Origin of the sequence: Lapidilactobacillus concavus DSM 17758, from assembly GCF_001435835.1 — a bacterium.
GTDB classification, from domain to species: domain Bacteria; phylum Bacillota; class Bacilli; order Lactobacillales; family Lactobacillaceae; genus Lapidilactobacillus; species Lapidilactobacillus concavus.
Window position 1 is genome coordinate 1 of the sequence record NZ_AZFX01000047.1, and the last position, 11,733, is coordinate 11,733.

The 11,733-nt window shown below is 45.6% G+C and carries 13 protein-coding genes and 1 pseudogene; 4 read left to right on the top strand and 10 right to left on the bottom strand.

Annotated features, from left to right (window positions below):
* Window positions 1-188 precede the first annotated feature (188 nt).
* From FC15_RS09460 to FC15_RS05230, 7 genes and pseudogenes are all read right to left on the bottom strand, one after another.
* Complete coding sequence (locus FC15_RS09460) at window positions 189-266, bottom strand: putative holin-like toxin (RefSeq protein WP_371861360.1); 78 nt, start codon at window positions 264-266, stop codon at window positions 189-191.
* A gap of 413 nt (window positions 267-679) precedes the next feature.
* Window positions 680-820, bottom strand: coding sequence for a hypothetical protein (locus FC15_RS09245; protein ID WP_081539454.1), 141 nt, complete (start codon window positions 818-820; stop codon window positions 680-682).
* A 13-nt stretch (window positions 821-833) separates the two neighbouring features.
* Entirely contained in the window at window positions 834-1,085 is a 252-nt protein-coding gene (locus FC15_RS05210) for a GlsB/YeaQ/YmgE family stress response membrane protein (protein WP_003680323.1), read from the bottom strand.
* 14 nt (window positions 1,086-1,099) lie between these two features.
* Window positions 1,100-1,642: an Asp23/Gls24 family envelope stress response protein gene (locus FC15_RS05215; RefSeq protein WP_057824638.1), complete on the bottom strand. Its 543-nt coding sequence runs from the start codon at window positions 1,640-1,642 to the stop codon at window positions 1,100-1,102.
* A gap of 27 nt (window positions 1,643-1,669) precedes the next feature.
* Complete coding sequence (locus tag FC15_RS05220) at window positions 1,670-1,855, bottom strand: DUF2273 domain-containing protein (RefSeq protein WP_003596522.1); 186 nt, start codon at window positions 1,853-1,855, stop codon at window positions 1,670-1,672.
* An 11-nt stretch (window positions 1,856-1,866) separates the two neighbouring features.
* A complete protein-coding gene (gene amaP, locus FC15_RS05225) occupies window positions 1,867-2,427 on the bottom strand; it encodes an alkaline shock response membrane anchor protein AmaP (protein ID WP_057824640.1) in 561 nt (186 codons plus the stop codon).
* A 488-nt stretch (window positions 2,428-2,915) separates the two neighbouring features.
* Window positions 2,916-3,335 (bottom strand): annotated as a pseudogene (locus FC15_RS05230) (cyclase family protein); the annotation flags it as partial.
* A gap of 9 nt (window positions 3,336-3,344) precedes the next feature.
* Between FC15_RS05230 and FC15_RS05235 the strand changes: the two are divergent.
* Together FC15_RS05235 and FC15_RS05240 are read left to right on the top strand one after the other, a co-directional pair.
* Complete coding sequence (locus FC15_RS05235; protein WP_057824642.1) at window positions 3,345-3,593, top strand: DUF3173 family protein; 249 nt, start codon at window positions 3,345-3,347, stop codon at window positions 3,591-3,593.
* A gap of 3 nt (window positions 3,594-3,596) precedes the next feature.
* Window positions 3,597-4,796, top strand: coding sequence for a site-specific integrase (locus FC15_RS05240; RefSeq protein ID WP_057824644.1), 1,200 nt, complete (start codon window positions 3,597-3,599; stop codon window positions 4,794-4,796).
* A gap of 102 nt (window positions 4,797-4,898) precedes the next feature.
* Here the strand turns inward: FC15_RS05240 and FC15_RS05245 are convergent, their stop codons facing one another.
* Window positions 4,899-6,164, bottom strand: coding sequence for a tyrosine-type recombinase/integrase (locus tag FC15_RS05245; protein ID WP_057824646.1), 1,266 nt, complete (start codon window positions 6,162-6,164; stop codon window positions 4,899-4,901).
* A 417-nt stretch (window positions 6,165-6,581) separates the two neighbouring features.
* Here FC15_RS05245 and FC15_RS05250 point away from each other — a divergent pair, with 417 nt between their 5' ends.
* Entirely contained in the window at window positions 6,582-7,709 is a 1,128-nt protein-coding gene (locus FC15_RS05250) for a YcjF family protein (protein WP_057824648.1), read from the top strand.
* Window positions 7,710-8,167: 458 nt separating this feature from the next.
* Entirely contained in the window at window positions 8,168-9,220 is a 1,053-nt protein-coding gene (locus FC15_RS05255; protein ID WP_057824649.1) for an IS30 family transposase, read from the top strand.
* A gap of 112 nt (window positions 9,221-9,332) precedes the next feature.
* Here FC15_RS05255 and FC15_RS05260 read toward each other — a convergent pair whose 3' ends face one another.
* Both FC15_RS05260 and FC15_RS05265 read right to left on the bottom strand, forming a co-directional pair.
* Window positions 9,333-11,165, bottom strand: coding sequence for a DUF2075 domain-containing protein (locus tag FC15_RS05260; protein WP_057824651.1), 1,833 nt, complete (start codon window positions 11,163-11,165; stop codon window positions 9,333-9,335).
* Between the two features lie 3 nt (window positions 11,166-11,168).
* Window positions 11,169-11,477: a nucleotide pyrophosphohydrolase gene (locus FC15_RS05265; protein ID WP_057824653.1), complete on the bottom strand. Its 309-nt coding sequence runs from the start codon at window positions 11,475-11,477 to the stop codon at window positions 11,169-11,171.
* Window positions 11,478-11,733 lie beyond the last annotated feature (256 nt).

Here is an 11,733-nt window from a genome sequence, read left to right on the forward strand (position 1 = left end):
TAAACGCGGTTCTGAATGTCTCTTAAAATCTGTCTCAAATATTGACTTCAATCCAAGTTATAATCATGCTATAATGTAGACAGAAAAAGGAAGCCCCGCTGGAACAGGACTTCCCATGTAGAGCCGTTAAAGACGGTGGCATAACTTAATACGATTAAATAACCGCTAGCTCTGCCAAGCTAAGGCGGTTATTTTTTTTGCTGACTTTTGATCAGCTCAACAATTAATACGATTAAGGCCACGATAAAAGTACCGAAAGCAAGCATTAATTGTAAAGCGTCCGACACGGACACTTAGGCTACTTCTTTCGTCAGGATTTATGGGCTTTAAAGGTTTAACACCATAAGCACCACCTCCGATTGGAAATAGCCACCGCCTTAACTTCTCTACTGGATCTATTATACAGGCAGCCTAGCTCTTTAACCAAATATAAAATTAAAGAATCAGTAAGAAAACTATATTTATATCTGTAAAAACAGTTTTTAACTGCTAGGTCATAATGTATAGATAAATAAAAGCAAGCACCTATGTAAAAAAGTGCCTGCTTTGATTAATTATCAAAAACATTCCAATCTATATTTATAAAGGGTTATCTTCCAAATTTAAATATTGATTAACTGATCTTCAATTCCTCAATTATTTACGTTCTAAGAAGCCTAATACAGATAAATTTGGCTAATTATCCATGTAATTTTTGTTGCAATGTATCACCAATGCCATCTACTTTCTTAGCAGCCAAGACGGTGCCGCCGATGAGGACACCACCTACAATGAGCGTAGAAGCGATCATAAACTTAAATACATTTTTCAAGACGTCCATAAAATTCCCCCCCTTACTTTTTACTGGTTCGACCAACAACTAATGAAACAATCAGAACTAAAATAATTGCACCAATGATCGATGGTATCAATGCCATGCCAGCTAACGAAGGGCCCCAAGTGCCAAGGAGCCCTTGACCAATCCACGCACCGATTAAACCAGCTACGATGTTTGCAATCCAGCCCATAGCAGCACCACGGTTAGTGATTGCGCCAGCAATGGCACCAATGATTGCCCCGACGATTAATGACCAAATAAGTCCCATATTTACTCACTCCCTTAGTTAACACGACTAGATTTATTGTCAGACGTTACTTTATCAACGCTGTCACCTAATGTTTCCTTCGATTTCTTTGCGCCCTTACTGATGGCTTCCTTCGTTTTGTCTGTGGCATCGCTCACGCGATCTTGCAGAGAAGTCGAATCTTTTTCATGTTGCTCCTTTGTCTTGACATCAACAACATTCACATTTACCTCAATTACTTCTAAGTCGGTCATATTCTTTACTTCCCGAACGATAACATTTTTGATCTTGTCATACAGTTTAGAAATATCAATGCCGTATTCAGCAACAATGTCGAGATCCACTGCAACCTGCTTTTTTCCAACCTCTACATCAATTCCTGATGTGACATCTGAAGTATTAACTAGTTTTTCAGCAACATTTGCGAAAAAGCCGCCATCTACGGTTAATAAGCCATCTACCTCAGAAAGTGCGATACCAATGATCTTTTGAATAACCTTATCATCAAATGTTAAATTGCCTTTAATACCAGACTTTTCGTTAGTTGTTGTTTTCTCACTTGGCGTTCCATTCTGCATAATTTTTCCTCCTTATAATTCAAACAGTTATTTAAAAACATTTGTTAAGATACCAGTTTTTTGAATATAATAACCCGCGGTAATCCCGATTGCCATAAAAATCAAAACAAAAAGCGTCTTGAAAAATCCAAAAGTGATGATAAGGACCGCTAAGAGCAATCCCATAATTCCACCAATTAGTGGCCAAAAATAGGCTTTAATGAGTTCGGTCACGTTATCACCTCCTAGACAACTCGAGATTGTTGCACATTAGCGTCCAACTCATTAAAATCAACGAGTCTGATTTTAATTTTTTTCTGTTCAGAAATTCCAAGACAAATACGCAAATCTTTTTTTAATTGATTGAGAAAATTTGCAGTCTGTTTCTTAGCATTGACTGAATTTAGTAGATCACCCGATATTTTAAGTGTGATCCCTTTTCGTGATAACTTAGCTGATACCTTGGGGTTGCCAATAAAGGGTTCATGTTGAAGTGCTGAAAGCGCAAAATGTTCAATAGCCTTCTTACTGACGGTCACTTGACCATCAGACTTTTGATGAAGATATAATGATTGTGACCGTGGCCAAAAAAGTGTGATAAGCAAAAAAATAATTAACAGTACCGCCAGAATTACTCCACTCCAAAAGAGGTATATCGGTTCGTACTGCTCCAACCAACCAAGCTTTAATAACATGGGTGTACTAGTACCAATAGCCGTTGACCAATTTTTAAAGACAAGAACTATGGATAAAGGAAATGCAAGGATAATAACAACTACTATTAATACCTTAAATATAAATCGCAAATCATCACCACCTTTACCATAATTATAACAGGACAGGTAGTGATGATGGAATTATATGCTCTTATAAGGAATCAATTAAGACTTTTGTTTGACTAAACCAATCTAGCCACTAGGGTATACCCTAGTGACTTGACTTATCTTCATGAACTGAGGATGCCTACAAAAGTTCAATAACATTGTCCAAATTATATGATGATTATCAATCAACTAGTAAGCAGAGACCCTTAAGAAATCTTAAGGGTCTCTGCTTACTAAACTTCAATGACTTCAGATGACGTATACCTTTAATGTTCCGAATAAAAAAAGGTGCCTAGCCGTTGCACGACTAAGCACCCATATAAAATTACCAACAACAGTTGACAGATAACCGGGTTATTCGTCGTTACAATTACTAACAGAATTATTGGCACAATAATCTGTTCAATGGTTGTCCCAGAAGATTGAACGAGCTATTTTAGTTTTGTATCCGAACCCAAAATCCTATTAAGTCAGTCAGGTAAAACTGCAAACGCCCTAACTGGAAAACCAGGAGCCTTTTTAGCCTTGGGAACAGAAATAAAAATATAACTACCAGTAGCAGGAACTAAATCCAAATTAGCTAATAATTCAACCTGATAATGATTATGGGAAAGAACATAATATTCACCCATCAAGCCATGTTCTTGCTTTACAGCAGTATCCGTATCAAAAGTTTCATGCCCATTTGCTGAGGCACCCCGTTGTTCATAGATGAATTTCAAAGCATCTAAATCCCATCCAGGATAATGAGCTTGCTTCTTGTCATCTAGGTTTTCAAATTTTCCTTGACTAGGCCAACGTTTTGACCAATAAGTTCGTAAAGCAACAAACGAATTTTCAGGAATTTTCCCATTCTTCTTTTCCCATTCTTTAATATCATTTACGGAAAGGAGAAGAATATGATTCACGTGATCACGATGACGAAACACGAACTGGTTGCTCTTGGGTATGGTGCCTCACGCGCACAGGACATTATTAGACGCGCTAAGCTGCTGATGGTACGCAAAGGTGTGCCCTACTACAAAAGCCCGAAGCTCGGACGCGTACCGTTAACTGCTGTTGAAGAAATACTGGGTCTCCAAATTAGCACGCGCACGTTGGCGGAACTCGCCAAAACCATGCACTCCGAAGCACCAAAGGAGAAATAAAACATGGCTACAACTAAAGACCCAATCAAAACACGCAAGAATGGTACTTTCTACTTCTGCGCCTACCTCGGTGTTGACCCTAAAACAGGTGAGAAGATCCAGAAGCAGGTTGGTGGCTTCACGACACGTCGTGATGCACGCAAAGCCTACAAGGAAATGGTCGGTGGCAGTGTAGAGAAAGTTGTCGCGAAACGTGACCAACAACACATTCAATTCAAACAATTCTGGGAAGAATTCTTTCTTCCGTGGTACAAGAACCAAGTGAAGCCGCAAACCTACGACAGTCGGCGTTCCAGTTTGAAGCACTTCAAGATGTTTGAGCACATGTACATGGACAAGATTAAGCCGGTGGTCATACAGAAATGGCAGAACCAAATGACCTGTCAAGTAAGTAAAAGTTACACTCGCTTAGTCCAATGCATGCTATCACGCGTCTTTCAACGAGCCATTGTACTCGGCTTCATGAATGAGAACCCCACCAAGACCGTCGGCAACGTTAAGAAAGTGAAGAACCAAGTGGACTTCTGGACGAAGGAAGAATTCGAGGCGGTCATTAAGACCTTCTATATCGAAGACTTCTACCAGCACTTCTGCTTCTTCACTCTCTGGTTTCTGTTTATGACTGGTATGCGCATTGGTGAAGCAACCGCCCTGCAATGGGACGACATCGACTTTGAGGAAGGCACAGTTCGGATCAACAAGACGCTGTGGTTACGCAGCTACACGAACTACTCCTTCTCCACACCGAAGACCAAAGCCAGCAATCGCACGATTCCACTGGATGCAAAAGCGCTTGAGCTTCTCTCCGATTGGAAGAAAGCACAAGCGCTTGAGTGTAAAACTGATTTTGTTCTATCGTTCAACGGCGTTCCTACTCGCCGGGATCTGGTCATGCGAATCATCAAGCGGCATGCAGCTCTGGCAGGAGTCCATCGCATCCGCGTTCATGCTTTACGGCATTCACATGCTTCGCTATTGATCAGTCTGGATGAGAACCCACTGGTGATTAAAGAACGCCTCGGCCACGAAGATATTCAGACGACGCTCGGAACTTACGGGCATTTATATCCGAATATGAACTTTGAGAACGCTAAACGGCTGAATGGTCTAGTCGAAATTTCGACCGCTAAATCAGACGCGGCGCAGGTTCAAAACAACGGTGTTACCGCTGGACTTGCACCAGAAGTTGCACGAGCGGGGTAGTCAGTCATCAAAACGTTGATATGTCAACGTTTATAAGCTAATTCTGTCTATTCCCACTCGAGGGTATCTTCAGCAGCGCTAACCTGCGTCACTACTGGTTTTCTATGCTTCAACTGCCGTTTTGGCGGGGAGTTTGGCGGGGCTTAGTTGATCGTACTTCACCGCCTGATTCCCCACGAATCGCACCTGATTCTGACCCGCCGTCTTGATCGTGATGTTGCCTGCAATCTGTTCGGCGATGTCAGCATCCAGCCCGCCCCACAAGTGCGAGTAGTGCTTGAGCGTAATCTCAGGTGACGAGTGGCCTAAGCGCTTTAACAACACCAGCACCGAGACGTTGAACTCATTGATGAGATACGACGCGTGACTGTGGCGCAGCCCTTTGCCTTCGACCGGGTGCACCTGCGCCAACTTGGCGTAGCGGTGGATAATCCGCGAAATCGTCGACTTGGTCATCGGCAAGCCGTCATAGGTCATGATGAAGTCATCAATCCCACCCAGCCCGAAACTCGTCTGTATCTCGCGCCATCGCCGCAGAATCGCCACAGTGTCATCATCGAGCGTCAAGATCCGCTTGCCGCTGTCCGTCTTCGTGTAGTCGTGGCGTTCCCAGTCATGCCGGTTCTTCATCACCAGCATGTGGTCAACGTGTAGCTGCTTCTTGGCGAGATCAACATCCCGCCACCACAGCGCAGTTCCTTCATTGACCCGCACGCCAGTCAGGAAGTACAGCCACAACATCACGAAGTTCAGGTGCCCGTATACATCATCAATGCAGATTTGCGCGATAACTTGTTCAAACTCAGCTTTCGTCCAAAACGGCACACTGCTCTTGGCCTTAGGAATCGCCTTAACTCGCTTTGACACATTGCTGGACAGGTACTGCATCTGCACCGCGTGGTCAAGGGACTTGCGGAAACAGCCGAACACTAATCCAGCATAGCCTTGCGAGTAGCCCGCACCATCGTCTTTCTCATCCGTGAGCAACCACGTGCGGAAGTTCTGCACGTCAGTGATGTCGATGTCGCGCAGTAACTGGTCGCCAAACCGTGCAATACAGATGTCAAAGCTGCGATTACGGACGGCAAAGGTGCTTTCCTCCACGTCAGTTTTGTACGCTGGGATATACGCGTCCTTCATGAATTGGCGGTAAGTCATGCGGAAGTTCGTAAACCCATGCGCCTCATGATATTCACGCTTCACCCGCGTCAGCTCCTTGCTCGCGGCAAACGCGGTATTGAATGGCATTCCTTGACTGTCCTTCCGCCCTTTCTTGCGAACGCGCTTGCCACTCATCTTGTCGGTGCCTAACTCGGTTTCATAGTAGAAGTTACCTTTTGAGCCGCCGATCGGTTGTGCTATGAAAATCCTGGCAACAGGAGGGCTTTCAAGCCGTGTGGGAGGACAACCAATTCATATCTATCCAAAATCCGAATGGATGAGACCGAAAGGGTCCCGAAGGCGCAGCTAGCCGGGGTGGAACTGGACGGTATGGGCATATCCCAGTAGAAATAGGACGCGCCTCTGGCAACGGAGGCGGGAGCGCCAACTCAGATCAGGGGTTGGCGCTCTTGGCGTGGGCAGAAAGTGCGGGGTACATCTTGTACGCAAGCTCGTTCTCCTGCGAATTAGTTGTTAGACTCGATAAAATATTTTGGTGATAACTAGGCTTCGAAGCTAGTCATGGAACGCTGAAAGAGAGATAATTAAAGAGTACTGGAAGTTACCAAAGAGATTTGATTCAGTTATATGATTATAAAAAATCGCGTTCGAGGTGGTGGCACTATGGATAACAAGCCTGACTATGACCAAATATTGAGTGAAGCACTAGATAAGGTCAAAGCTGATTTCAAAGCGTTGAAGAAAATCAACATTATTATTGCGGGTAAGAGCGGTGTGGGCAAATCTACATTGATTAATGCGGCTTTCGGTGCGGAACTAGCTCAGACAGGAATCGGTCGACCAGTGACGGACAAAATTTCACTGATTGAGACTGCTAGCTCACCAATCAGGATTTATGATACTGTTGGGTTGGAGTTGAATCCCTTGGCCCAGTGGAAGTCTCAACTGGCAATCAATAAGATAGTCAAGCAGTCCAGGAAGACTGAAACGATAGAGGACGATATTCACTGCCTCTGGTATTGCATTAACGCCACTGGTCGGCGAGTTGATGGTGAAGAGCTAAAGTTCATGAAACACTTTATGGATCTTCAGATTCCTGTGATTCTCGTCTTGACTAACGCGGCGTCTAAGCAGGATGCTCAAGATTTGTCGGTGGCAATTCATCAGGACTTACCGTCATTAACGATTGTTCCTGTGTTAGCCAAGAAGAACGAGTTCGTTGACGCGTATGGGCTGGAGACACTCGTTGAGAAGACCGGTGAGCTCTTACCTGAGGCACTTCAGAACTCATTTGCTAATGCTCAGAAACCTTCATTTGATCTAAAGCGTAAGCAGGCGGCAAAGGTGGTTAGGAATTCTGCAGCCGTAAATTTTGGCACCGGGTTCGTGCCAATCCCACTCGCCGACACCCCATTGATGATGGCGACGGAAAGCACGATGCTGGCCAAGATCACAACCATCTATGATGTCGATACTGATAAGTTCAAAGTAGAAACGGCCTTGGGCGCTGCCATGGGTATACTAGGTGCCATTGCTGCAGGCAAGTCTGTTTCTACCTCTTTATTCAAACTGGTACCCGGAGTTGGTACGCTTGTCGGGGGCTCAATATCAGGAACTGTGGGTGCAACAATCACTGTTACCCTAGGCTATGCCTACATGGAATTAATGGAGTTAGTTCTTGCTGGTAAAATCAATCTTAGCGAGGTAACGCCTGATGAGATTAGTGAAGTCATGGTGAATTTGGTGAATGACAAGATATCCAGCAAAACTACAGAGATAAAGCGTTCCTGATCTATCACTCTTATTTGCTGTCTCTATCTGTGGTCAAAGCTGGGCTAACTTTCAATCAAGAATCTCGGTACCATTGGAAAGGGCCATCGCTGCGTGTGCGGCGATGGTCCTTTTCGAGTCCCGGATAAGGGGTTGGCGCTTTTGGCGTGGGCAAAAATGATCAAGGTGGCGCTGGATGCTTTACCAACGGTTATCTGTGTTTAGACAACATCATGACTTACCAGGCGATGTCTCTTGATGGGGTGAGATGATTCGTGGTTTAAATCCACGTCTCTATTCCCGGGGGTTCTTATTAGGCGTAAAATTTATGCAGGAAGTGTGTCATGCGGTTTTAGACGCGCATTTTAGAATCAAGTTAGCCACTGTCTCAAAATTTTTTGGACAATAAAAAACATCAAGAACAGATATCCTGTATCATTGAAGTTCCTACACAAACAATGGAAGAGGATATTGTCTTGATGCAGAAACAGGATAGCACACACCGCCAAAAAGGTCAGCACTTAACATCACTCGAACGCGGAAAAGTGGCCGAATTCCGCCAAGCTGGGAAGTCCAATCGTTGGATTGCAGCTGAAATTGGCGTCTGCCCTCGGACTATTAATAATGAAATCAAGCGAGGTACAGTAGATCAGGTCAAGAAGAGTAATGGCAAGCGCGTCTACCATCGACAATACCTGCCAGAGGCTGCTCAGGCACTTTACGAGACTGCACGCTTGAGCTGCCATCGTCCTGACAAGTTCGCCAGCGTACAGGTCTTCTTAGCCTGGTACGTACAGCGAGCTAAGCAGGACAAATGGTCCCCGGATGCTTCAATCGGCTATGCCAAGCGACACAAGCTGTTTACTCCTGAAGAGCTTGTTTGTGCCTCGACTTTGTACCAGTACATTGACGACCAACGCCTAGAGATTCGAAATATCGACCTGTTGGAGAAGACTAAGCGGAAGACCTCTCACCAGCACCACACCAAGGCTAAGCGCCTGGCTGGCCGCAGTATCGAGGAACGGCCTAAGGTCGTTGAACGACGCAGGCAGTTCGGTCACTGGGAGATGGATACCATTGTCGGTAAACGCAATGGCAAGGAGAGCGTCATCTTGACTCTGATCGAGCGCAAGACCCGTTGCCAACTTCTCCGCTTTATCGAAGGACGAGATGCAGACTCTGTGAGCTATGCATTGCGTGGAATCAAGCGCGAATGGGGAGCTTGCATCAAGACCATCACAGCCGACAACGGACCCGAGTTCACCGCCTTAAATACTGCTTTTGCTGGGACGGAAACTGAGATCTTCTACGCCCATCCTTACACGTCCTGCGACCGTGGCACCAACGAGGCACATAACCGGATGATCCGCCAGGACTTCCCTAAGGGCATGTCCCTAGATGACATTAGCCTTAGTCAAGTGCAGGCCACGCAAGACCGCTTGAATCAGTTGCCTCGCAAACAACAGGGCTACTGCACACCCCAGCAAAACTTTGAGGCCGAAGCTCGGCGCGTTCGCCGCATGGCCCAGTAGTCTCTCTAGCGCCACAACTTCTATTTGATAACGGCCTGTTCTGGGATTGTCCTCAACAACGGCTAACTTGTTCTTGCAATTTGGGAATTTTGAATCTCGAGTTATCCATTTTCTAATCACTCTCAGTTTCGCCATAGTCTGCGTATTGCTCTGCCACCATATCCAACGTACTTAATGTGCCTTGTGCTTTCAACAATGCTGCCTGAAGCTCAGCGTCAACAGCATAGAGATAAAGACCGTGAACCCCTCGCGTCAGAAGAACGTTCAGCTCATTCTGCAGTAACTCTTGAGAAACATCGGCTGCTCGGCCATCCTGCAATGTGCGCTTGTTCTTGGCCCGAGGATTACAACTGAATTTGGCGTCAAACACAATTCGACCATTTCTCAATTTGACGGAAGGTCCAATGATGACTCCGGCATAGTTCAAATCGAAACCTTGAATCGTGAATGTTGAGCCGACTTCCGCGATAGTCTCAGGAATTTCCGCCCACGCTAACTGTGCTGAATGAGAATGCCGCTTTGCTCCGATGAGCGGTAATTGTTTATTCCAAGGCATGGACCAGTTACCAACTCTCACGTTCCAGTAATCGCCATCTTTATCACGCTTGTTCTGAACAAATGGCCAATCAAACGTGGCAAGCATACGCGACAAGCCGCTTTCTTGGTTTTTCGCTTTTTGCTTAATTGCGGTCTGCATCTCTGCCGGATCATCGAAGACACGAATCTCGTAACCACGTTTATCCTGCTGAGGGATGGGTAGAACCTGATGTTTATGAATAAGCGCATCTAACCAGCTTTCAACCTCAGGCCCGGCTTGGACGCGAAGTTGATGTTTGAGCTGCACGAGGTTGCCTTGGGCACGTGCTTTCCTTTCAAGCTCATCTAACAGCTGATGCTCCCAATAACCATTTGTGGCAATGATCTGATTACGGTCGAAAACTGCAATCACCACCCGCGCACGACGTAATAAATCGAGCAACTGATTTGATCCTCGGTAGGTCTGTTTCCCTTGTGTCCACAACAAGTGTGCCTCGTCGACAAGCACCACATCGACCGGTTTTTCTGGAGTGTGCTGAAGAATAAAGTGGGTCGGTTTCGTCACACTGTCAGTTTTTTTAGAGGCCACCTCCAGCTTATACATGATTTGCTCGTAGACCTTCAGCTGTTCGTCATGATTGACCAACAATGCCGCATCCAAGTGAGTTTCATCCTCAGACACGATTGGCCGTCCCTGCGAATTCAATGTCTGCATCATCTCGTAGAACATGCTACTCAACAAAACGGTTTTGCCCGAACCCGCCTCACCCTCAACTAGGATCAGCTGACCAACGGTTTGATTTTGAAGTGCCGTGGCGACCCGTTCCAGAATGAGCTGCCGGGCGTCCTGCTGTTCCGGAGTGAGTTCATGAAACGGTGAGGCCTTGAAAAGGGCCGAGTCCTTGATGACCTCTTCAACCGGGAATGCAGTTTTGTTCAGTTGATGTAGTTTGCGCCATATCTTGCTAAAAATGACGTTGCGCTCGTCTGAAGGATAGTACTTTCCTTGTGGATTCGTGCGTCGGTTGTTGAGGTGTTGAACGCCCCGACTCCCTGTCAAATACAGCATCAGGCGATCTTCAATATCCAAAGTCAGGGACTTATTAAAGTGTTCGTGCCCTATCACGATCATCTGGGCGTTTTGCTGCTTTTTAAGCGTCTTCCAGTCCTCGCGGTGCTCCGAGTCCGCATCCAAATGTTGCGCCGTTCGCCTGCGTATATCTGTGGTTTCGCCAACATAGGCCGTCAGCTCATTTTTCGATTCGGCATGCACAATGTAGACCGTTGGGTACTGGAAGACCAGTTCCCCCTCCCGGTTGCCCGACAGGTCTCGCTCAAGTTGGCCCAAGCTCGCTTCGTTGTAAGCGACCTCACACACTACTGGCGATGCAATCTGTTTACTCTCCATTTCTTATTCCTCGAATTTCCAGTGTCGTACTTTATTCTTGGCCAACTTTTCCTCGATGATTTGGTTTGGATCCACTCCAAGCTTCTCACACATATAGTACGTGTAGGTAAGAACATCGGCGAGCTCAAGCTTCAAGTCGTCCTTTTCCTGGTCCGACAGATCCGAATCAGAATGTTTCCACAAGAACACTTTTTCCACTTCAGAGGCTTCAATGCCCAGCGCTCGCGAAAGCGATTCTAGCGTGTGATAGTCCTGCCAACCGCGGTCATTACGGAAAGCGATGAGGTCCTCGATCACTTTTTTTGTTTCCATTGTTTAAAGTCTTCCTTCTATATGAATACCTCCATTATATCAGACTCCCTTGGCAGCTTTTTAGTTTCAACGGTAAAAAAGGGGCCTAAAATTCTTGGCGTTGATGACGATCAACACCGGAGATTATTGACCTTTTTTGGGTCTAAAATTTTTGGTGTTGATGATGATCAACGCCAGAGATTCTAGACTTTTTTTCTAACAAAACTGACTAACATTAGTGGTGAATCATAATTCGACGGAATTATGATTCACCACT